The sequence below is a fragment of the Methylotenera versatilis 301 genome (assembly GCF_000093025.1).
Lineage (GTDB): Bacteria > Pseudomonadota > Gammaproteobacteria > Burkholderiales > Methylophilaceae > Methylotenera > Methylotenera versatilis.
In genome coordinates, this window is sequence record NC_014207.1 from 1459231 (window position 1) to 1482347 (window position 23117).

At 40.9% G+C, this 23117-nt stretch carries 22 protein-coding genes; 17 read left to right on the forward strand and 5 right to left on the reverse strand.

The window, feature by feature from the left end; translation table 11 throughout:
• Positions 1 to 2 precede the first annotated feature (2 nt).
• The gene (locus M301_RS06660) at positions 3 to 626 is read left to right on the forward strand and encodes a trimeric intracellular cation channel family protein (protein ID WP_013148004.1); all 624 of its coding nucleotides are present in this window, start codon (positions 3 to 5) and stop codon (positions 624 to 626) included.
• A gap of 259 nt (positions 627 to 885) precedes the next feature.
• A complete protein-coding gene (locus tag M301_RS06665; protein WP_013148005.1) occupies positions 886 to 1164 on the forward strand; it encodes a cupin domain-containing protein in 279 nt (92 codons plus the stop codon).
• 102 nt (positions 1165 to 1266) lie between these two features.
• Here M301_RS06665 and M301_RS06670 read toward each other — a convergent pair whose 3' ends face one another.
• From M301_RS06670 to M301_RS06680, 3 genes are all read right to left on the reverse strand, one after another.
• Positions 1267 to 3918 carry a [protein-PII] uridylyltransferase gene (locus tag M301_RS06670; RefSeq protein WP_013148006.1) on the reverse strand — a complete coding sequence of 884 codons (2652 nt, stop codon included), beginning with the start codon at positions 3916 to 3918 and terminating at the stop codon, positions 1267 to 1269.
• A gap of 4 nt (positions 3919 to 3922) precedes the next feature.
• Positions 3923 to 4750, reverse strand: a complete 828-nt coding sequence (gene map, locus M301_RS06675; protein ID WP_013148007.1) for a type I methionyl aminopeptidase — start codon at positions 4748 to 4750, stop codon at positions 3923 to 3925.
• Positions 4751 to 4824: 74 nt separating this feature from the next.
• Positions 4825 to 5676 carry an HDOD domain-containing protein gene (locus tag M301_RS06680; protein ID WP_013148008.1) on the reverse strand — a complete coding sequence of 284 codons (852 nt, stop codon included), beginning with the start codon at positions 5674 to 5676 and terminating at the stop codon, positions 4825 to 4827.
• Between the two features lie 395 nt (positions 5677 to 6071).
• Here M301_RS06680 and rpsB point away from each other — a divergent pair, with 395 nt between their 5' ends.
• The 15 genes from rpsB (at position 6072) to rnhB (ending at position 20809) form a co-directional block, all read left to right on the forward strand.
• Positions 6072 to 6818, forward strand: a complete 747-nt coding sequence (gene rpsB / locus M301_RS06685; protein WP_013148009.1) for a 30S ribosomal protein S2 — start codon at positions 6072 to 6074, stop codon at positions 6816 to 6818.
• A gap of 148 nt (positions 6819 to 6966) precedes the next feature.
• Positions 6967 to 7842: a translation elongation factor Ts gene (gene tsf / locus M301_RS06690; protein WP_013148010.1), complete on the forward strand. Its 876-nt coding sequence runs from the start codon at positions 6967 to 6969 to the stop codon at positions 7840 to 7842.
• Positions 7843 to 8023: 181 nt separating this feature from the next.
• Positions 8024 to 8740 (forward strand): UMP kinase, encoded by a 717-nt coding sequence (gene pyrH / locus M301_RS06695; protein WP_013148011.1) that lies wholly within the window; start codon positions 8024 to 8026, stop codon positions 8738 to 8740.
• A 105-nt stretch (positions 8741 to 8845) separates the two neighbouring features.
• Positions 8846 to 9403, forward strand: coding sequence for a ribosome recycling factor (gene frr / locus M301_RS06700; protein ID WP_013148012.1), 558 nt, complete (start codon positions 8846 to 8848; stop codon positions 9401 to 9403).
• Between the two features lie 72 nt (positions 9404 to 9475).
• The gene (gene uppS / locus M301_RS06705) at positions 9476 to 10234 is read left to right on the forward strand and encodes a polyprenyl diphosphate synthase (RefSeq protein WP_013148013.1); all 759 of its coding nucleotides are present in this window, start codon (positions 9476 to 9478) and stop codon (positions 10232 to 10234) included.
• Positions 10235 to 10298: 64 nt separating this feature from the next.
• Positions 10299 to 11126, forward strand: a complete 828-nt coding sequence (locus M301_RS06710) for a phosphatidate cytidylyltransferase (RefSeq protein WP_013148014.1) — start codon at positions 10299 to 10301, stop codon at positions 11124 to 11126.
• 16 nt (positions 11127 to 11142) lie between these two features.
• Complete coding sequence (gene ispC / locus M301_RS06715) at positions 11143 to 12333, forward strand: 1-deoxy-D-xylulose-5-phosphate reductoisomerase (protein WP_148218584.1); 1191 nt, start codon at positions 11143 to 11145, stop codon at positions 12331 to 12333.
• Positions 12330 to 13715 carry an RIP metalloprotease RseP gene (gene rseP / locus M301_RS06720; protein ID WP_013148016.1) on the forward strand — a complete coding sequence of 462 codons (1386 nt, stop codon included), beginning with the start codon at positions 12330 to 12332 and terminating at the stop codon, positions 13713 to 13715. Before ispC ends, rseP begins: the two co-directional genes overlap by 4 nt.
• A gap of 4 nt (positions 13716 to 13719) precedes the next feature.
• Complete coding sequence (gene bamA, locus M301_RS06725; protein WP_013148017.1) at positions 13720 to 16068, forward strand: outer membrane protein assembly factor BamA; 2349 nt, start codon at positions 13720 to 13722, stop codon at positions 16066 to 16068.
• Positions 16069 to 16201: 133 nt separating this feature from the next.
• Positions 16202 to 16666: an OmpH/Skp family outer membrane protein gene (locus tag M301_RS06730; protein ID WP_081439434.1), complete on the forward strand. Its 465-nt coding sequence runs from the start codon at positions 16202 to 16204 to the stop codon at positions 16664 to 16666.
• A 48-nt stretch (positions 16667 to 16714) separates the two neighbouring features.
• Positions 16715 to 17752 (forward strand): UDP-3-O-(3-hydroxymyristoyl)glucosamine N-acyltransferase, encoded by a 1038-nt coding sequence (gene lpxD / locus M301_RS06735; RefSeq protein ID WP_013148019.1) that lies wholly within the window; start codon positions 16715 to 16717, stop codon positions 17750 to 17752.
• A 66-nt stretch (positions 17753 to 17818) separates the two neighbouring features.
• Positions 17819 to 18295 (forward strand): 3-hydroxyacyl-ACP dehydratase FabZ, encoded by a 477-nt coding sequence (gene fabZ / locus M301_RS06740; RefSeq protein ID WP_013148020.1) that lies wholly within the window; start codon positions 17819 to 17821, stop codon positions 18293 to 18295.
• Positions 18296 to 18298: 3 nt separating this feature from the next.
• The gene (gene lpxA, locus M301_RS06745) at positions 18299 to 19081 is read left to right on the forward strand and encodes an acyl-ACP--UDP-N-acetylglucosamine O-acyltransferase (RefSeq protein WP_013148021.1); all 783 of its coding nucleotides are present in this window, start codon (positions 18299 to 18301) and stop codon (positions 19079 to 19081) included.
• Between the two features lie 9 nt (positions 19082 to 19090).
• On the forward strand, positions 19091 to 20224 hold the full coding sequence (lpxB, locus tag M301_RS06750) for a lipid-A-disaccharide synthase (RefSeq protein ID WP_013148022.1): 1134 nt from the start codon (positions 19091 to 19093) through the stop codon (positions 20222 to 20224).
• Positions 20225 to 20809, forward strand: coding sequence for a ribonuclease HII (gene rnhB / locus M301_RS06755; protein ID WP_013148023.1), 585 nt, complete (start codon positions 20225 to 20227; stop codon positions 20807 to 20809).
• Here the strand turns inward: rnhB and M301_RS06760 are convergent.
• Together M301_RS06760 and M301_RS06765 are read right to left on the reverse strand one after the other, a co-directional pair.
• On the reverse strand, positions 20798 to 21511 hold the full coding sequence (locus tag M301_RS06760; RefSeq protein ID WP_041359374.1) for an SAM-dependent methyltransferase: 714 nt from the start codon (positions 21509 to 21511) through the stop codon (positions 20798 to 20800). The two genes, rnhB and M301_RS06760, sit on opposite strands and share 12 nt — an antisense overlap.
• A 95-nt stretch (positions 21512 to 21606) precedes the next feature.
• The gene (locus M301_RS06765) at positions 21607 to 23070 is read right to left on the reverse strand and encodes a DUF4139 domain-containing protein (RefSeq protein ID WP_013148025.1); all 1464 of its coding nucleotides are present in this window, start codon (positions 23068 to 23070) and stop codon (positions 21607 to 21609) included.
• Between the last annotated feature and the right edge of the window lie 47 nt (positions 23071 to 23117).

Here is a 23117-nt window from a genome sequence, read left to right on the forward strand (position 1 = left end):
AAGTGATTTTTTCTCAAATCCATGCGCTAGCCTTGGTCGAACTGTTTGGTGTACTAGCCTTTGCATTTACAGGCATTATAGAAGCACGCAAAAAAGGTATGGATCTTATCGGCGTTTATACCGTAAGCATGATTACCGCCTTTGGTGGCGGCACCGTGCGTGATCTTATGATTGGGCATTACCCATTGTATTGGGTGCAACACTCGGGCTACGCTTTAATGCTACTAGGTTTTGCAATAGCCGCTGCGCCACTATCTGCCGTGTTTTACGAAAATTCAATTATTACCAAAGTTTTTGTCACATTAGATGCACTTGGTCTTGGCTTATTTAGTACAGTAGGCGCCAGTATGGCTCACCAAGTAGGCTGTGATTTTTATATCTCGATTTTACTTGGCGTAGTCACGGGCGTATTTGGTGGGATTATTCGCGATATTATTTGCAACGAAATCCCCAATGTTTTCCGTCGCAACGAGCTTTATGCGACATGCGCCGCGCTTGGTAGTGCGGTATTCTTAATTTGCCTATATTTTGGTATAGATGAACTTCCTAGTACGCTAGTCGCTATTGCTTTTACAACCGCCTTAAGAATAATCTCAATAAAATATCGCGTTAAATTACCTTTTTAAATTCTGTTGATACATAAAAAATAAAGGAGAGTTATATGGCGATAGTGTATTGAATATTTTATTAAAAATTAAAGCCAATTTAACTTTTATTAGTTTTGACGATAATTGTGTTGGTTGTTATAATTGTGAGATACAGTCGTGACAAATGCATTTTGTTGCAATTTAGGAGGCGTTGAATAGTAGTTTTCGCCAAATTTTTTAATGCCGCCTCTTGCGGCATTTGTTTTTAAATCAAACCATTTTATATAGGACTTAAAAAATGACTCAAATCATCATTGACCATAACCCATCTGAAGCTAAATTAAAAGAACTAGGTGTTTCTAGCTGGTCTATCTGGGATTGCGCACCATCTAAATTTCCATTGAATTTTGATTCTGCAACTGAAAGCGCTTACTTGCTTGAAGGTGAAATTCGCGTTACTCCAGTTGGCGGCGAAACTGTTGTAGTTAAAGCAGGTGACTTTGTTGTGTTTCCAAAAGGTTTGAAATCAAACTGGGAAGTAACTAAACAATTGAAAAAACACTACAAACACTCATAATTGTAGTTGAGAGTTTGTTAAATAAAAAAGCCTTGATGATTCAAGGCTTTTTTATTGCTTAAATGTTTGGTTTGGCGGGCAGGGGTAATTAGTTACTCAAAATTAAATCTCTGAAATAATAGCTTCTTTCAGTGCGATGATGCGAAGGGCATCAAGTTTTTGGCCTTTATTTGCGGATATTAAGAAGGTGTCTTCAGCACGATTGCCTAGGGTGTTAATTTTTGCATTATGTAGTTCAACCTCAAGTACTAAAAGCTGATGCGCCAAACTCGCCAGTAGACCGGGACGGTCGTTGGCAATGATTTCTAGTTTATGATTATTATTGTCAGCTTCCTGTGTAATAGTGACTTGCGCCAAAATAGGCATATGTTTTACTTGGCGGCTGATACGGCCTTTGAGTGGTGACTCTAGTGGTTGAGTTTTATCAAGTTTCTGCGTAAGTTCTACTTCAATAAACTTTAATAATCCACTGTAGCTTACAGACTTACCTGATTGATCTAAAACAATAAAGCTATCTAGAGCGTAGGCGTGATCAGTGGTGTAAATTTTGGCTTCAACAATGTTATAGCCCATGCGATCAAAAAAGTTACATATTCTTGCGAATAGGTCGTTTTGATCTTTGCTGTAAATCATGACTTGAATGCCATCACCACTGGGACTTAATCGAGCGCGAACAATTGCTTGTGTCGTATTTAGATGAGGTGTTAGAAGGCGACTGTGCCAAGCGATTTCATCGCTTTCATGGCGAATAAAATAATTAGAGCCGAACTTTTCCCATAAATGCTCATAAGAGTGCTTACTTAAGCCAAATTTATTGAGTCGCTCTGCAGCCTCTGACTTACGTGTTGCAATGGCTTGTTGAACGTAAAGCAATTGGTTGGTTAAAGCATGCTTGGTGGCGTTGAATAGACTTTCTAGCAGCCTTGCTTTCCATGCGTTCCATACTAATGGGCTTGTGCCTCGAATATCAGCAACGGTAAGTAAATACAGTGCTACTAATCGACGCTCATTTTGAACAAAGCGTGAGAATGTTTCGATCACACTGGGATCTGATAAGTCTGATTTTTGAGCGGTAGAGGACATTTGTAAATGTGCGGCTACCAGCCATGCAACAAATGCGCTGTCTGCTTTAGAAAGCCCGTGAAGCTTGCAAAATTTAGTCGCGTCTACCGTGCCAAGTGTTGAGTGATCGCCGCCACGACCTTTTGCAATATCATGGAATAGAGCCGCTAAATATAATAAATGTGGTGCGTCAAACTCTGCAAATAATCTACTGCACAATGGAAATTCATGTTTAAGCTCAGGCTTTGCAAAGCGGCGCAGATTAGCCAGTACATTTAGGATATGCTCATCTACGGTGTATACATGGAATAAATCATGCTGCATTTGACCAATAATTTTGCCGAATGCTGGAATATAACTACCTAAAATACCATAACGATTCATAGCGCGAAGTGCATGATTGACGCCGCTTGGCTGCGAGATAATCTCAATGAATAGTTTTTTATTGGCAGAATTTTGCCTGAAATCACGGTTAACTAAGCGCTTAACTCTTTGCATGTTGCGCAATAGTGTTGCGCCCATTCCATCGAGCTCTGGATGTTGTTGCAACAAGAGAAATGCTTCGAAAATTGCTGAAGGATGTTGTTGCAGTAACCCGGCCGTTTTAGCTTCAAGTAATTGGTCATGCGACTCAAAGTGCGTATTAATTGATTTTATGATTGGCGGATTAATAGCAATCATTTGCTGAAAAGACTTAAGCAAAATTTCATTCATCAAGCTAACAAATTTTACGCTGCGATAATAACTTTGCATTAACTGCTCACTGGCACGTTTGCGAGGTGTATTAACGTAGCCTAACGAATCCGCCAATTCGTTCTGGAAGTCAAACAATAAGCGATCTTCACGACGTTTACTGATGAAATGCAAGCGTATGCGTAGTAATTGCAAGTTGCTTTGATGTTGCTGGATTTGTCTGGCTTCGAGTGCTGAAATAACATTTTGTTTGGTGAGCAGCGTCCAAATGTTATTGGCCGCTGATGGGCGTGCACTAGCCATGTTCAAACTTTGTGCAATCCACAATATCATGTGTAGGTCGCGTAATCCGCCAGGACTTTCTTTAATATTAGGCTCTAAATTGTAGGCAGTATCGTTAAATTTCGCATGGCGATTGTTTTGCTCTTTTAGCTTAGCTACAAAGAAACTAGCTATTGCTGCTGGATTACTGAGGGTGTGATTAATTTCATCTAAAAACTCCTGGTAGAACTTAGCTTCCCCAGTAATTAAGCGAGATTCGATTAAGTTGGTTTGGACCGTAATATCTTTTTTTGCTTCGTGGATACATTCGCTTAAACTGCGTACGCTATGACCAACATTTAAGCCAATATCCCACAGTAAACCTACTAGTGCTTCAAGTTTGGCATTGATGTTAGCATTAGCTTGCAGGTCATCCGACTCGGGTATTAATATCAGTAAGTCAATGTCAGAGTAAGGATAAAGCTCACCACGACCATACCCCCCCACAGCAATCAAGCAGCAACGTTTATCTAGGTTTGCTTGCTCCCATATGTTGACGAGCAATCGATCAATCAACTTGCAGTGTTGCTTAAAGAGACGAGTGTTATTAGGCGCTTTTAAGAAGTCAGTTTTTAACGCGAGAAAGCCGTCTTTCAAATAATGCCGAAGGGTGGCAATATTGCTCTTTTCAGGCGCATTCCCCTTATTTACTTGACTCTTCTGATCTTCCAACAGCATTTTGTTAGATTGGCTTTTGTGAAGACTCTAGTTTTTGCACAAACTCTGGGGTTGCTGGTGAGCCGCTAGATAAAGTCATCACTTCATAGCCTGTTTCCGTGACCAAAATCGTATGTTCCCATTGTGCAGATAAGCTGCGGTCTTTAGTGACGATAGTCCAGCCATCTGGCATGTGCTTAATGTCACGCTTGCCGGCATTAATCATTGGCTCAATCGTAAACATCATGCCTGTTTTAAGTACTACACCCATGCCTGGCTTGCCGTAATGCAGCACTTGAGGATCTTCATGAAAGACCTTGCCGATTCCGTGGCCGCAAAATTCACGTACTACGCTATAGCCACTTTTCTCGGCAAACGTTTGAATGGCAAATCCGATGTCACCTAATGTTGCACCAGGTTTAACTTTGCTAATACCTAGCCACATAGCTTGGTAAGTGATTTCACATAAGCGCTTGGCTTGGTTAGTGACTTCACCCACATAAAACATGCGACTGGTGTCGCCGTGATAGCCGTCTTTAATGACGGTAATGTCAATATTGACAATGTCGCCATTCTTAAGTGCTTTATCGCTAGGCACGCCATGACATATTTGTTGGTTAATCGAAGTGCAAATCGATTTAGGGTAAGGTCTATGTCCATCAGGTGCATAATTAAGCGGTGCTGGTATGGCCTGTTGCACATCAACAATGTAATCGTGACAAAGTTTATCTAACTGGTCTGTTGTTACGCCATGTACAACGTGAGGGGTAATGAAATCAAGCACTTCTGAGGCAAGTTTGCCTGCGATGCGCATTTTTTCGATGTCTTGCTGATTTTTGATTGAGATTGCCATGAACTTGCTAACTTGTGAATATTAAGCTTATTTTAGCATAGCAATTATTCATAATTTTAATTTCTAGCTAATGTCTACGGAATGTTTGACGCTGCAGTGGCAGGTGTTCCAACAATCCTCATCACTCTGGCAATATCCATGCGTAAAAGTTCGGCAATATCACGGTAATCATCTGGTAAAGCTGCATCATCCCAGCCATTAGCAGAGTGGCGTGCAAGATTCACAGCTAGTGTGACATTGCGCACGCGCTGTTCACCTGATGCATTATCCTGCATAAGCTTGGAGAGAAGGGGGGGTAATTGGAATGCTTCAACTAATTCTTTTTGTAAGTCGATTAATTTAAAGCCTAGCACCTCTTCTTGTGCCGCTGCACTGCGTAGCGATTTATCGGCTTGTTGCATGGCATATATTGCATTCATTTTATCTGGTGCGAAGCACCACATCAGCATTTCAGATAAGTCATGTAATAGTGCTGCAGTACGCACCTCTTCGGCATGCAAGTCAGCTAGGTGCGTAGCCCAGTCCGCAGCGTAACGAGCGGCTTGATGCGCGCGACGCACTAGTTTAAGTAAGTGCATTAAAGCTGGAAGGTTAGTCTTTAACATGTCTTCAACTAAAATTTTTGGCGATAGGTATGTGAAAAATGATGTTGTTCCCATCATTAATATAGCTTGGTCAGCCTGAACTAAATCTTGCAGCTGTTTCTTGCCTCTATGATTTTGGGAAAAGCTGAGCACGTTAAATACCATCATAGGATCATTCAGAACCGCGGTAGAAATGGCGCGCGCGCTTAAATTATCCTCATCTTCTTTTAAGCGTGCGACTTCTCGTGCAGTATGCTTAAGAACAGGAATTTCTGCGTTCCGAATAAAGCTAATCCAAGTGTTGATGTCTTTTGAGGCAAGCTCTTGGGGTGTTGATGTCATTTACAATCTCCTTCAGTAACTACGTAACATACGCTAGTCAAGCAATTTTATATGTGATAAAAAGAACTGTAAAAATAGTGTTTACCTTGCGATTGCTGTATTTTTAACTAAAATGCCGCTCACGAAATTCAGGTTAATTAGGTTCAGTCTGATTCACGTTGAAGAAAGTGAAGGAATAAGCTAGTAAACTCATATGCTTAGTGGTATTATTTCGCCTCTGCAATTTGGCAGAAATACATTTGTAAAAATGTATTGTTTGAAATGCAGTTTTAAAATTTACATACAACCCAATCAAGGGTGCCTCAAATATAACGGTTGCTTTTCAGTAATCGCTTGTTAATTAAGGTGTTTTTGGAGTTGTGTGAATATATAACCCTTTTGAAAAGAGAATTATTATGTCAGTCACTATGCGTGATATGTTAGAAGCCGGTGTTCACTTTGGCCATCAAACTCGTTACTGGAATCCAAAAATGGCGCCGTTCATTTTCGGTGATCGTAACAAAATCCATATTGTAAACCTTGAAAAAACATTACCAATGTTTGAAGACGCGCTTAAACACGTGCGTACATTGGCTGCAAACAAAGGTCGTATCTTATTCGTTGGTACAAAGCGTCAAGCGCGTGATATCGTTAAAGAAGAAGCTAGCCGTGCTGGTTGCGCTTATGTGAATCACCGTTGGTTGGGCGGTATGTTAACTAACTTTAAAACAGTTAAACAATCTATCAAACGCCTTCATGACTTTGAAGTGATGTTAGAAGATGGTAGCTTAGAAAAATTCGGTAAAAAAGAAGCTTTAGGTTACAAGCGTGAAATTGAAAAATTAGAGCGTTCAATCGGTGGTATTAAAGAAATGGGCGGTTTGCCAGACGCTATTTTCATCATTGACGTTGGTCATGAAAGCGGTGCGATTACTGAAGCTGCTAAATTAGGCATTCCAGTGATTGGTATTGTTGATACAAACAACTCACCAGATGGCGTAGCTTTTGTGATTCCAGGAAACGATGACTCAAGCCGTGCAATTCGCTTGTATGCTCGTGGTATTGCGGATGCTGTATTAGAAGGCCGTAACTCTGTGATTACTGAGCTTGTTAAATCAGCAAGTGAAGAGACTGCAGAAGTTGCTGAAGTTGCAGCTGCGTAATTAGCGACACCTTAAAAGGGGCTTAAGAGCCCCTTTTTTAATTTTAGAACTTACTTGATGAAATTAACGTTCTAAATAATAATTAAACATTAAAATCAATAAACTAAGTCATTAATCTAATGTGACTTGTGAAATTTAGGAGCTTAAAATGGCTGAAATTACCGCAAGTATGGTAAAAGAATTACGTGAGCGCACTGACGCGCCTATGATGGATTGTAAAAAAGCGTTATCTGAAGCAGAAGGTGATATGACACGTGGTGAAGAAATTCTACGTGTACGTTTTGGTAATAAAGCAAGTAAAGCAGCAGGTCGCGTAGCTGCTGAAGGTACAGTAGGAATTTCAATCAGTGCTGATGGTAAAACTGGTGCGATGGTTGAAGTTAACTCTGAAACAGACTTCTGTGCTAAAAATGAAGACTTCCTGAAGTTTGTAAACGAATTGGCTGGCATTATTGCTAATAGCACTGCCGCTGATATCGAAGCTGTAGCAGTTCTGCCTATGAGTGGTGCAACTGTTGAAGAAACACGTGCTCAATTGGTTGGTAAAATTGGCGAAAACATTACACCACGTCGTTTTGTACGCCCAGTTGCACAAGGTAAATTAGCTAGTTATGTACATGGCAGCAAAATCGGTGTGTTAGTTGATTTGGTTGGCGGTGATGATAATTTAGCTAAAGATATTGCTATGCATATTGCTGCAGCTAAACCAAAATCATTAGATGCTTCAGGGATTGATGCTAGCTTGATTGAAGCTGAACGTCGTGTAGCGATTGAAAAGGCAAAAGAAGCTGGTAAGCCAGAAGCTATGTTAGAGAAAATCGCTGACGGTACTGTTGCAAAATTCTTAAAAGAAGTCACTTTGTTAAGCCAAGTTTTTGTTAAAGATGACAAAATGACGATTGAACAATTGCTTAAATCTAAAGGCGCTTCAGTAGCTTCATTCACAATGTACACTGTAGGCGAAGGCATTGAGAAGGTTGTTGTAGATTATGCAGCGGAAGTAGCTGCTGCTGCAAAAGTATAAATCTAAGCCTGATTATCAAGCTGCAAATGCTGCTTGATTGATTGCTAGATTCAAAAATAGTGGACTAAGCGAATGGCTTAGTCCATTTTTTTTAGCAAAAAGTTAAGAATAATTGCGCTTATTTTTGCCCATGAATAGTGGTTTTATGCTTAAATAAGCAAACTTAAAAAAGAGGAACATTATGGCCACACCAGCCTACAAACGCATCTTACTTAAACTATCTGGCGAGGCTTTAATGGGTGATGATGCATACGGTATTAATCGTGCCACCATTACTCGAATTGTTACCGAAGTGAAAGAAGTTGTTGATTTAGGTGTTCAAGTTGCAGTGGTTATCGGTGGTGGGAATATATTCCGCGGCGTAGCACCAGCAGCTGAAGGTATGGATAGAGCGACAGCTGATTACATGGGCATGCTAGCAACGGTCATGAATGCCATGGCGCTGCAAGATGCAATGAAAAATATTGGTTTGAACGCTCGTGTACAAAGCGCACTAAACATCGCCCAAGTAGCCGAGCCTTACATTCGTGGTAAAGCCATCCGCTACTTGGAAGAAGGTCGTGTAGTGATATTTGGTGCGGGTACGGGTAATCCATTCTTCACTACAGATACAGCAGCTGCTTTACGTGGAATGGAAATGAATGCAGAAATCGTCATTAAAGCAACGAAGGTTGATGGTATTTATACCGACGACCCAAAAACCAATCCGGAAGCGATGCGCTATAAAACCATTACTTTTGACGAGGCTATCAATAAAAACCTTAAAGTGATGGATGCAACAGCACTCACGTTATGTCGAGATCAAAAGTTACCGATTTCAGTATTTAGCATTTTTAAACAAGGTGCGCTTAAAAAAGTGGTGATGGGCGAAGATGAAGGTACGATGGTTACTCCCTAGATGTAACTCCATAAGCGTTACAGCATAAATGTTTCGCTTTAAAGATTGAGGCTGCGGCACAGTGGTGAATGTATAAAAATTATAAGTATTAAGTTGGAGAAAGAAATGTTAGACGATATTAAAAAAGTGGTAGATCAGAAAATGCAAAGGGCTCTAGAGGCATTGAAAACTGATTTAGCCAAGGTGCGTACGGGGCGAGCTCATACAGGCTTATTAGATCATGTGATGGTTGAATATTACGGCTCTATGGTTGCGGTCAATCAAGTCGCCAACGTTAATTTAGGTGATTCACGCACAATTCACGTGCAGCCTTTTGAAAAAAGCATGATAGGTAAAGTTGAAAAGGCTATTCGTGACTGTGACTTAGGTTTAAATCCTGCTACTAACGGCGACTTAATTCGCGTACCTATGCCTATGCTCACCGAAGAGCGCCGTCGAGATATGACCAAAATCGTTCGCTCTGAAGCTGAAGGTGCTAAAGTTTCTGTGCGTAATGCTCGTCGTGATGCCAATGATACTTTGAAAAAATTACTAAAAGACAAAGAAATTTCTGAAGATGAAGAGCGTCGCGCGCAAGATGATGTTCAAAAAGCGACAGACAAAGCCGTGGCAGAAATTGATAAAATGCTGCAAGTAAAAGAAGTTGAATTGATGGCTGTGTAAGAAAAATAGCGAATATACTCTTGCAAACTATTCATCAATTTAATAAATTAGCTCAAATCGACGGGAGCCTACGTGGGTTTTTTTACTAGCGCGACACAAACAATTCCGACTGCGGCTGAAACTCCTAAGCATATCGCCGTTATTATGGACGGTAATGGTCGATGGGCTCGTAAGCGTTTTTTACCTAGAGTAGCAGGTCATAAACGCGGCGTGGAAACGGTACGTGATCTGGTTAAGTATTGCGTAACGTTAAAAGTTGAATATTTAACACTCTTTGCTTTTAGTAGTGAGAATTGGCGTAGACCAACAGAAGAAGTCTCATATTTAATGGGATTATTCATGCATGCACTTAAGCGTGAGGTTGCAAAACTACATCAAAACAATATCAAACTCATTATGATTGGTGATCGCAGTCGCTTTGATGCTGAGTTGGTTGCTCAAATCGAGGCGTCTGAACAGTTAACTGCAAGTAACACAGGGCTAGTCTTAACTATTGCTGCTAATTATGGCGGTCGTTGGGATGTTTTGCAGGCAGTTAACAAAATGCAGTTGGCGGCACCGCAGCTCACAGGCTTTTACAGAGAAGATCACCTTACTCCTCATCTTTCCATGAGTTACGCGCCAGAGCCAGATTTGTTTATACGTACTGGCGGGGAAACACGCATTAGTAATTTTCTTTTATGGCAACTGGCTTATACCGAGTTATATTTCACAGATACGCTGTGGCCAGACTTCAATGAGGCGGCCTTTAATTTGGCTATTCAATCTTACCAAAATCGTGAACGCCGATTTGGCCGTACTAGCGAGCAGTTGGTTGAACCTAAAGCTTAATCGCGCTAACCTTATTTCAAAAGAATTCATAAAGCGCTAATTTCAACAATCACAACTTACCCTTATGCTAAAAACTAGAGTTATTACAGCTGTCATTTTAACCATTGGTTTCCTAATGGTATTGTTTTTAGCCTCTAAAATGGTTTGGACTTTTTTTACGCTAGCGGCGACACTGGTTGGCGTTTGGGAGTGGGCCAAACTCATTAAGCTCAATAAGCATCAAGTATATTTTTATGTGGCTTCAGCCCTTGTAATGGGCTTGTTGTGGATTTTCACTATCAATACACCATTTGCTTTATATCATGACGTGATTATATTTAGCTTATTGAGTTTGTCTGCCTTATTTTGGATTGTATTTTCCCCCGTTTGGCTGATTACTCGAAAAAGAGTTAACCAAAAGTTGCCGATGGCTTTTTTAGGTTTAGTGCTTTTGTTGGCGACTTGGCAAGCATTAAACGGATTACATAGCATCAGCCCTTGGCTGTTGCTAGGGGTGTTGGCAATCGTTTGGTTGGCAGACATCGCGGCCTATTTTGCAGGGAAACGATTCGGACGTCATAAACTAGCACCTGAAATTAGCCCGGGGAAGACTTGGGAAGGAGTTGCAGGTGCAATGTTAGCAGCAACTATTTACGGCTTAGCGCTCTGTTATCACATGCATTATAGTCGCTGGCTTATTGTAGGTTTATGGCTAATTGTAGTGCTGAGTGTCATGGGCGATTTGTTTGAGTCGCTATTGAAACGCCAAGCTGGTGTGAAAGATAGCAGCCATTTGCTGCCAGGGCATGGCGGAGTTTTAGATAGAATTGACGGCTTAATACCAACCTTACCATTGGTGCTGTTTTATATTTACTATCCATTACTTTCAAGTCTGCAACTACATGTGCGCTAAGTCTGTAAGTCACCAAATGCAGAATGTAACGATACTTGGCGCGACTGGCACCATTGGTCTGCAAACCTTAGATGTTATATCCCAACATCCGGATCGCTTTAACGTATTCGCTTTAGCTGCTAATAGCAACGTCAAATCCATGTTAGATCTTTGTAGCACCTATGCACCAGAATATGCTGTGATGCTTCAAGAAACTGCTGCAATAGAGTTAACTGCTGAACTAAAGAGCATAGGCTCAAAAACTATCGTTAAGCATGGTGAAGTCGCACTGAATGACATCTCTGCGCATGATCAAGTTGATATTGTCATGGCAGCGATTGTTGGTGCTGCAGGCTTACATCCGGCTATGGCAGCTGCAAAAGCCGGTAAGCGTATTTTACTTGCCAATAAAGAAACCTTAGTCATGGCTGGTAATCTGTTTATGCAGGCAGTGATAGATGGTGGTGCTAGTTTGCTACCTATTGATAGCGAACATAACGCTATATTTCAGGTGATGCCACAACAGCGTACAAAAAATCTGTCAAACGCAACATTAAGCAGCTTAGGCGTAAAGCGTGTGCTGCTAACCGCGTCAGGCGGACCTTTCCGCAATGCCAGCTTGCAAGAACTTAAAATCGTTACACGTGCGCAAGCTTTAAATCACCCAAACTGGGTGATGGGACCTAAAATCACTGTAGATTCAGCCACCATGATGAACAAGGGTTTAGAGGTGATTGAAGCACATTGGTTATTCAATGCGTCACCAAATCAAATCGATGTAGTGGTGCACCCACAAAGCGTTATCCACTCTATGGTAGAGTACATTGATGGTAGTGTTTTGGCACAGCTTGGTAATCCTGATATGCGCACACCTATTGCTTATGGTTTGGGTTATCCAGACAGGCTCGCTAGCGGTGTGAGCAGTTTAGATTTGCTAACAACCGCTAGGTTAGACTTTTGTGCCCCAGATTTGATACGATTTCCATGTCTACGTATCGCCTATGAGGCTTTGAATATGGGAGGCACAGCACCTGCTATTTTGAATGCTGCCAATGAAATTGCTGTAGAGGCATTTTTAGCTGAAAAAATTGGCTTTATGGATATTCCAAATACCATTGAAGCTGTTTTAGCGACCGCTAACATTGAGCAAGTAGAATCTATAGAGCAGTTGGTGGCCATAGATGCGCATGCGAGATTGATGGCTAGAAAGCAAATCTCTGCATTATGATAATGGCGCTCACCTTTTTGTTAACCATGAGCATATTGGTGACCGTGCATGAATACGGGCATTATCAAGTGGCTAAATGGTGTGGTGTGAGAATATTAAAATTTTCCATTGGTTTTGGTAAACCTCTATGGGTTAAGCGATTTGGAAAAGATAAAACCGAGTTTGTGATTGCAGCAATTCCATTGGGCGGTTATGTAAAAATGCTTGATGAGCGAGAGGTCGGCGCAGAGTCAACACTAGAGTCACCACCAGCGACTTATTCTGCAGAAGAGTTAACACGCGCATTCAACCGGCAGTCAGTCGCTAAACGTATTGCTATTGTGATGGCAGGTCCCATGGCCAATTTATTGCTCGCCATTGGTTTGTATTGGATATTATTTACGATGGGTATCGTTGGCATGAAGCCTATTCTGGGCAAAGTGATAGCACAAAGTCCCGCAGCCATCGCAAATTTTACCTATGGTGAAACCATACAAAAAATAAATGGTAAAGACGTAGCATCTTGGCAAGAAGTCAGTTGGATACTCTTAAATGAGTCACTAAAAAATAATAGTGTAGAGATTGAAGCAAGCAGCAGTAACGAGACTCATATTCATCAACTTGATTTATCACATGTTGATCCAGAAGCCGCGGCTAAGGATATTCTGACCGCATCAGGCTTAACGATTAATCAGCCAGATGTTCCCGCAAAAATAGGGGAGGTCACTAAAAACGGTATCGCAGACTTGGCTGGCTTAAGGGCGAATGACTTGGTGCTTAGTGTCAATAAAACCAAAGTCAGTGTTTGGGGAGATTTTGTACAAGAGGTTAGACGTAACCCTAACAAAACATTAGCAATTGAAGTTCTAAGAAATTCTAATGTGTTAAACATGACTGTTAAGCCTGAGCAATTTACTGAAAACGGTAAAACTTTTGGTCGTATTGGCGTTGCATTTAAAATGGATGAGGCTGAACAAGATAAACTTTTCGTGACTACTCATTACAGCATGCCAGAGGCATTCATTAAAGCCACTGAGAAAACTTGGGATATCTCAGTATTTACACTAAAAATGTTGGGGAAAATGCTTACCGGACAAACCTCCCTAAAAGGCGTAAGCGGGCCATTGACCATAGCAAGTTATGCAGGGCAGAGTTCTCAAATGGGATTAAATGTATTTATAGGTTTTTTAGCGCTGATTAGTATCAGTATAGGAGTTCTGAATCTATTGCCTATACCAGTATTAGATGGCGGGCATTTGATGTATTATATAGTTGAAATTTTTACTGGAAAACCAACTTCTGATTTTGCTTTGAATATTGGGCAAAGAATTGGTTTTTTTCTGCTGGGTTGTATGATGATCTTAGCGTTTTATAACGACATAAACAGATTAATAACAGGCTGATTGCATGGCATTAAAAAAATTAAAACACTCAAAAAATACAGACCATATTTTCAAGAATCTTAAGCTTAAGTCTGTTCTGATTCTAGTTTCAGGATTGTTTGCAAATTCAGCATTGGCGCTTGAGCCCTTTGTTGTAAAAGACATCCGCGTAGAAGGTTTACAGCGTACTGAGGCTGGTACCGTATTTACTTATCTGCCAGTTAAAGTAGGCGAAACCATGAATGATGACCTTGCTTCGCAGGCTATCAAATCTCTTTACAATACTGGTTTTTTTAAAGATGTGCGTATAGAAGCTGAAGGTGATGTTTTAGTAGTGACAGTGCAAGAACGTTCATCAATCGCACAAATCGATTTTAGCGGTAACAAATCATTCCCAACAGACAAAATGAAAGAAGGTCTGAAGCAGATTGGTATTGCTGAAGGACAGATTTTTGATAAATCCCAATTAGACAGAGCTGAGCAAGAAGTGAAGCGCCAATATTTATCTCAAGGTAAATATGGTGCAACGGTTAAAGCTGTCGTTTCGCCATTAGAGCGTAATCGCGTGGCGGTGCGTTTTGATATTGAAGAAGGTGCAGTTTCAAAGATTCGAAGCATCAATATTGTGGGTAATCAAGCTTTTAGCATGGATGATTTACGTGCTGAATTTTTACTCACGACGCCCAACTGGATGAGTTGGTGGAATAAAGATGATCAGTATTCCAAACAAAAACTTAACGCAGACCTTGAAGCATTACGTTCTTTTTACTTGAATCGTGGTTATCTTGAATTTAATATCGATTCAACACAAGTTTCAATTACACCGGATAAAAAAGATATTTACATCACTGTAAACGTGACTGAAGGTGAAAAATATACGATTTCAGAAGTGAAATTGGCTGGTGATACGATTGTGCCTGATTCAGAAATACAGCAACTGATTACAGTTAAAAAGGGTGATACATTTAGCCGTGAAAAAATTACTGAGTCTAGTAAGGCTATTAGTGACAGACTAAGCAATGACGGCTATGCATTTTCAAATGTCAACCCTGTGCCTGAAGTGAATAAAGAGCAACATACTGCTGCATTTACTTTCTTTGTAGATCCAGGAAAGCGAGTGTATGTCAGACGTATTAATATCGCAGGTAACACCAGAACACGTGATGAAGTGCTTCGTCGAGAAGTACGTCAGCTAGAGTCTGCTTGGTATGCTTCAGATAAGATTAATCGTTCAAAAGAACGTTTAATCCGCACAGATTTCTTTTCTGACGTGAACATTGAAACACCTGCTGTTCCGGGCACCACGGATCAGGTGGATTTAAATATTAGCGTTACTGAGAAATCTACGGGCAGTATCCAGTTTGGTGCAGGCTTATCTAGTAGTGAAGGCGTTGTACTAGGTATTACTGTGAACCAAAATAACTTTCTTGGTACTGGTAACCGAGTAAGCGCTCAAATTAATACGGGTAAGGTCAATACTACCTATTCGCTTTCTTATACTGACCCTTATTTCACGCCAGATGGCATCAGTCGTGGATTTGATATATACCGCCGTGATGTTGATACAAGCTCACTGAATGTTGCCTCGTATAACACTTCATCTTATGGTGGAGGTGTAAGGTTTGGTGTACCTTTAAACGAGCGTGATGGTATTAATTTTGGTCTTGCTGCAGATTTTACAACAGTCGATTTGAATACAAATAGCCCAATTCAGTATCAAAAGTACTGTGGGAATGCTACTGGTTGTAGCAGTAACTCCATTGTTGTTTCGGGTGGTTGGTCTCACGACACACGTGACAGCATTATGTTTACTAATAATGGCGTATTGCAGAAGCTCAGCGCTGAAGTATCCTTACCAGTACTAGATCTAAACTATTATAAGATTGACTATAAACAAGCATGGTTTAAGAATGTTTATAAAGACTTTACGTTTATGTTGAATGGTGAAATAGGATATGCAGATTCATACGGTAATAAAAATTTCCCATTCTTCAAAAACTACTTTATGGGTGGCGTCAACTCGGTGCGAGGCTACGATAACGGCTCCTTAGGTCCTAGAGATATCGACCCTATAACAGGTTTAGATTTTGCTGTAGGCGGAACTAAACGGTTATTAGGCAATGCCGAGTTATTTTTTCCAGTTCCTGGCTTAAAAGATTCAAAACAATTTAGACTAAGTGCATTTCTAGATGGCGGTAATGTCTGGGGTTCAGATTCATCATACAGTTTAAGTGATCTTCGTTATTCAACAGGACTTGGTATTAGTTGGCTTTCACCGTTTGGACCATTAAAGCTAGTTTATGCTAAACCATTGAACAGCAAGTCTACTGATAATACCCAGAGCATACAATTCCAATTGGGCTCTCAATTTTAGTTCCCGGATTATTGAGGAATCGTGATGCTGTATTGCAGTGCCTTGTGGCATAATATTGTATATAAATAAAAGTAGTCGATTTAGGAGATTTTAAGTGAGCAGTATCTTGAAAAAATTAGTGTTAGCAAGTTTGATGACCTTTGCCATGACTGTGCATGCTGCTGAATTGAAAGTTGGTTATGTGCAAGTGGACAAGATTCTACAAGAAGCGCCTCAAACTGCTGAAAGTGGTAAAAAGCTGGAGAAGGAGTTTAGTCCGCGTTCTCAAGAGTTAGATCGCATGGCTAAGCAAATCAAAGACTTAGAAGCTGCGCTTGATAAAGATGGTTTAACCATTACAGAGGCTGATCGTCGCAGTAAAGAGCGCGATGTGCAAAATATCAAAACAGAGTTTCAACGCAAACAGCGTGAGTTACGTGAAGACATTAATCTACGTAAGAACGAAGAGTTAGGCAGCTTACAAGACCGCATCAACAAAGCAGTGCAATCCGTAGCTAAAGCTGAGAACTATGACTTAGTGATGTACAGCGGTGTTGCTTATGCTGCAGATAAAATCGATATTACTGATAAAGTTTTGAAACTATTAGGTAAAAAATAGCTTAAAGTCAGTCTTTAATCACTATAAGTAATTTTTAAGGTAATAGTTATGGGTAAAAATTACACGCTTAGTGATATCGTAGATGCATTAGGTGGTCGTGTTGTTGGTGATGATACGACCATTATTTCACGTGTTTCTTCTCTACAAAATGCCAGTTCTGGTGATATATGCTTCATCAATGATGCTAAGTATCAAAAATCTCTGTCTGACTCTCTGTGTAGCGCTGTAGTATTAAGAGAGAAAGATGCAGAGTTAACATCACTTTCAAGAATTATTGTAGATAATCCTTATGCTTATTTCGCTAAGTTATCAGCATATTTAAACCCTCCTGTGGCAACTACTTTAGGAATCGCTGCAAGTGCAGTAGTTGATCCCAGTGCTAAAATTCCTAGGTCATGCAGTATTTCTCCATTAACCTTTGTAGGTGCAAATGTAGTTTTAGGTGAAAATGTTGTTATTGGTAGTGGCTGCATCATTGAAAATGACGTAATCATTGCCGACAATACCCGTTTAGAGGCGCACGTCACGATTAAGCACCATTGTGTTATCGGGAGGAATTGTCATATTTTTTCTGGCGCTGTTATCGGCTCAGATGGGTTTGGTTATGCAGAAGAGGCTGGTAAATGGCTAAAGATTCCGCAGGTTGGACGGGTCGTCATTCATGATGATGTTGATATAGGTGCCAATACTACGGTAGACCGTGGCGCATTAGATGACACGATTATTGAAGAGGGTGCTAAGTTGGATAACCTCATTCAAATTGGACACAATTGTGTGATTGGTGCGCATACAGTAATTGCAGGATGTACCGGGATTGCGGGTAGTGCAAAAATTGGTAAGCATTGTAAGATTGGTGGCGCCGCCATGATATTAGGACATTTAGAAATTGCTGATCACGTCACTATCTCGCCTGGTAGTATGATTACGCGTTCATTACCTACTGCAGACACCTATACAGCACTTATGCCATTTCAAACACATAAAGCATGGCTGAATACAGCAGCAAAAATTCGTCATTTAGATGATCTATCAGATAAAATTAAACAGCTTGAAAAAGCGCTAGCTCTGTTAAAATCTAACAATTAAGTACTATAGAAAATATAGTCATCATCTATAAGAAGCATAATCTATCAGAAGTAAGTTGAGGCAATAATGACCACTAATATCGAATCTACCAGCATGGACATCCATGAAATCCTTGAACATCTACCTCATCGTTATCCTTTTGTACTGATAGATCGTATTGTTTCATTGGAGTTAGGTAAAGAAATCACTGCATTAAAGAACGTGACTATTAACGAACCTTTCTTCCCAGGTCATTTTCCTCATCACCCTGTCATGCCAGGAGTGTTAATTGTGGAGGCTATGGCGCAAGCTGCTGCAGTACTATCTTTTAAAACGATGGGTGCAAAACCAAGTGACGACTCTGTTTATTATTTTGCGGGTATAGATAGTGCGCGCTTTAAAAAACCAGTATCTCCAGGTGACCAAGTCATTCTAAATGTTAAGATTGATCGTATTTTAAAAGGTATATGGAAATACTCTGGTGTGGCGCGTGTTGACGGTGTAGTAGTTGCTGAAGCCGAAATGATGTGTATTTTAAAAACGATAGAAAAAAAAGAAAAATAAGCGATGTCAGTAACAAAAATTCATCCAACGGCTATCATTGATGCCAAGGCAGAACTTGATTCTAGTGTAGAAATTGGTCCATATTCCATTATTGGCGCAAATGTCAAAATCGATGCGGGTACACGCGTAGCCGGTCACGTGATTATTAATGGCCCGACAACAATCGGTAAAAATAATCATATATTTCAATACTCTTCGCTTGGCGAAGCGCCTCAAGATAAGAAATACAGAGATGAGCCAACATTATTAGAGATAGGCGATAACAATACTATTCGCGAGTTTTGTACGTTTAATCGCGGCACAATTCAAGATAAAGGTACGACCAAAGTCGGTAGCGATAATTGGATTATGGCCTATGTGCATATTGCGCACGATTGTGATGTTGGCAATCACACGATTCTCGCTAATAACTCTTCACTGGCTGGTCATGTTGATATTCATGACCATGCAATTTTAGGCGGCTTCACGCTTATTCATCAGTTTTGTAAAGTAGGTTCGCATGTGATTACCGCTGTAGGTTCGGTAGTGTTCAAAGATATTCCTCCCTATGTAACGGCTGCAGGCTACGATGCTAAGCCGCACGGCATTAACGCTGAGGGCTTGAAGCGCCGTGGTTTTAGTGCTGATAGCATCTTGCAAATTAAACGTGCTTACAAAGCTTTATATCGAAATGGTCTTACTTTAGAAGAAGCGAAAATTGAACTTGCAGCTATGCAGGCAACAACCCCCGAAATCGTCTTACTGACTGATTTCTTGAATGTCTCAATGCGCGGCATCGTCCGTTAAATTATCATTATGGTGAGAATAGGTATTGTAGCTGGAGAAGCTTCAGGTGATTTGCTTGGCAGTCATCTTATGCAAGCGTTAAAGTTAAAGCGTTCAGATATTGAGTTTGTCGGCATTGCAGGGCCAAAAATGATGGGAGAGGGCGCTCAGTCGCTTTTTCCTATTGAGCGACTATCTGTGCGTGGCTATGTAGAAGTCATTAAGCATCTATTTGGACTTCTTAGATTACGCCGTCAATTACTGAATCATTTACTCGCCAATCGGATTGATTTATTCATTGGCATTGACGCCCCAGACTTTAATTTTTGGCTTGAAAAGAAATTAAAGAACAAAGGTATTACCGCTATTCATTACGTCAGTCCATCTGTGTGGGCTTGGCGTAAAAATAGAATCAAGAAAATCAAACATGCCGTGTCACATATCTTGGCATTGTTTCCATTCGAGCCTGCGTTGTATCAGCATGCAGGTATACCTGTTACTTACGTTGGCCACCCGTTAGCGGATATATTGCCGATGGAGCCTGATACTACTGCAGCACGCGAGGGCTTAAAGTTAAAACCATCTGCCTTGGTGATTGCTATGTTGCCTGGTAGCCGTCAAAGTGAAGTGCAGCAACATGCGGAATTATTTGTTAAGACTGCAAAACTAATCTATGCAGACTTTCCTAATGCAGTGTTTTTAGTGCCACTCATTACACGAGAAACTAGGCAGATTTTTGAGTTGGCTATCTTCCATGAGAATGAAAGTTTACCGATTCAAATATTATTCGGTCATGCGCATGATGCAATGGAAGCTGCAGATGTTGTGATTGTAGCCTCAGGTACAGCCACATTAGAAGCAGCGCTGTTAAAAAAACCAATGGTGATTACTTATCGGATGTCTAAGCTAAGCTGGCAAATTCTTAAGCGCATGCGCTTGCAACCTTATGTAGGTTTGCCTAATGTATTAGCTGAAAAGTTTGTAGTGCCTGAGTTATTGCAAGATGAGTCAACGCCTGAAAAGCTTGCAGAGGCAACTATTAAGCTGTTGAGCGATTCTGATAATATTGCGGAAATTAAAACTGAATTTTCTAAGATTCACCATAGTTTAAAACAGAATACTGCAGAAAAAGCTGCAAATGCTATTCTTGCTTACTTGTCCTAAATGTCAGCAGTAGCGTTAATTTGCGGTGCAGATGAAGCGGGACGGGGGCCTTTAGCTGGTGCGGTTTATGCGGCTGCAGTCATTTTAAATCCAGACCGACCAATCATAGGTTTGGCAGACTCTAAAAAACTCTCTGAAAAGAAACGTGATTTACTCAGTGTTGAAATCAAACAATACGCTTTGGCTTGGGCGATCGCCAGTTGTAGCGCGCAAGAGATTGATGAAATTAATATCCTACAAGCCAGCTTATTAGCCATGAAGCGTGCCATTGAAGCCATGCAAGTGCAGTTCGGCATCACACCTGACTTAGTGCAAGTGGATGGCAATAAATGCCCAAAAATTAGCTTGCCATGCGAAGCGATAGTGAAAGGCGATAGCAAAGTACAAGCTATTTCCGCTGCGTCTATATTGGCCAAAGTCGCGCGAGATGCCGAGCTGTATGAGCTAGATAAAATTTATCCGCAGTATGGCTTTGCAAAGCATAAAGGTTATCCAACGGCTTTTCATTTGCAAATGTTAGATGCACATGGAGTTACACCAGTGCATAGACTTAGTTATGCGCCTGTTAGACGCTTAAGCCAATAACAGAAATACTGTTGGCCGTTTATGCAAATCCGGCACCGGTGATTTTTTCCAGTTAGTGATTGTTTTAGTGGCGATCATTTCATTCTCTAAACTAATATCGCACGCCACACACAGCCTTGTATTGGGCTGGCAGACGCTTAAAATGGCTTCTAGCATATGCTGATTGCGGTAGGGAGTTTCTATAAATAGTTGCGTTTCTTTGTGTGAGAGCGAGCGTTTTTCAATTTCTTTTAGTTTTTGGTTACGTTGCGTTTTGTCGACGGGTAAATAACCTAGAAACGCAAATTGCTGACCATTAAGACCAGAAGCCATCATACTTAATAGTATTGAACTTGGCCCAACAAATGGCACAACGCGTATGCCTTTTAGATGCGCTAATTCGACCAGTTTTGCGCCTGGGTCTGCCACGCCTGGGCAGCCTGCATCGCTCATTAAACCTACATCTTTACCTGCTAAGAGTGGTTTTAATAAATCGGGTAAGGCTTTGTCTTCAGTATGTTCATTGAGCAAGTTTAACGTGAGTTCGCGAACTGGTTTAGCCGTTTTGATGGTGCTTAAAAAGTGCCGTGCAGACTTCTCACTTTCTACCACAAACGTATCTAATTGTTGTGCAACGCTAACTACATCAGGCGGCAGCACTTTGGTGATGTTGTCTTCTCCAAGAGTGACTGGTATTAAGTATAGTGTTCCTAGTTTTAGCATGTTGTTGATTTCACGTTGATCTTTAGTGTAGGTGTTGAGTCTGTCATTTATAACTCCTTCCACACTGTAGTGTGAAAGGAGTTTTGCAGATGGATTTAGTATTTAACAACCGCCTTATAGCTTAATGTCGTATTGCTTTCAGCTGGCACTTCCACTTTCCAAACGGCTAAATGGCTATTCACCTTTTTGTGAGGCTGACTTTCTGAAGTAATAGTCCAATCGCCAGAAATAGGCTCTTGTACGACAACTGTCATTTTTTCTTTCTTGGCATTTTTTAAGACAATTTCATACGCACTTTCATATGCATTGTGACCTTTTTGTGGGTTAGGCAGCACTTTAAAATTGGTTTGTTTTTTATCGGCAGTCACATCGAAAGATTCACCTAATTTCAAACGAACTACTTCATTTTTAGGTGTGTGGTCGATATTGTCTTCCCCCACGAATTGCGCATTTCCTGCGTTGTCTTTTTTATAAACGCGCAACACGCCTTTAGGTAGTGGCATGCCTAATTTTGATGCTTCTTTATTGTCAAATTCTATGAATACACCGACTTTCATTTTAGTGCCAATTTCGCCATAGCTACTTTGATAGTAGTAATCAGCCCCTCGTAAGACCAATTCTTTGCGTGCAGGTACATTTGACGCAGAGAGTAGGGCAACTTGCTTGGTTTGATTCTCAGCAATAGTAGTTGGGCGATCCAATGTATAGAGATGGTATTCGAGTAAGGACTCTTCAGCCATCGGTGCGGCAGCTTCTGCCATCATTACATCGCCACGCATTGCTTTTGCCATGGGAAATATTTGCGAAGCTTGAACGCGATTCACATCTCCAGCAACCAATTGCAATTTAGCATTTTTGTAGCTTGCGCCACTTGTATTGGTGAGCGTTACCCAGCCAGACAAATCAAGACTGTCTTCTTTTGGGCTTAACTCGGCAACATAATCGGCCTTCCAGCCAAGTCCGCCAGTTAAATAGCTTAACTCAACTGTTTGGTCAGTCGTACCTTTGTTATTGATTTGCGTGACTAGTGTTGGCCTATCACGTAGGTTCTCTGGTACATCGTCATAAACAATTCTGCCCGGAATACCTGTTTCGATGCGATTGCCAATTTGGAGCACTATGCCATTATTAGCTGAAAGTACTGTGGCTTTCTCTGTAGTTTCTGCGCCAGTTGTTGGGTGAGTTTTCACAATACTCACAGACTTACCTACGTATTTCTCAAGTAGTTTTTGTGGCGTCAATAAATCAAAATCAAAGTTTTGCTCAAGTAAAGTCAGGCTGCCGGGTGCGTTGATGCTGCGTAGTAGTGCTGTTTCTGGACGAATTTGCGCACTCACATCCCGCAACGCTAGGGCATTTAAGCCAGTTTTAAGCTTCACATGCCGTGTATCTTTGACTAAGGCTAAATCACCGTTGTAGATGGTGACGGCTACATTTTGCTGGTCGTTTAATGTGCTACGCGTTTCATCCAAATCCATCGCAAATGCTCCTGTATAAATTGTAGAAAGTGTAGCGAGCAAGATGAGTTTGCGCTTCATTGGCTGGCGTTTAAGTGACATATTCAATCTCCAAAATTAGTTAAATGATGAGCGTGTGAGCATTAAAC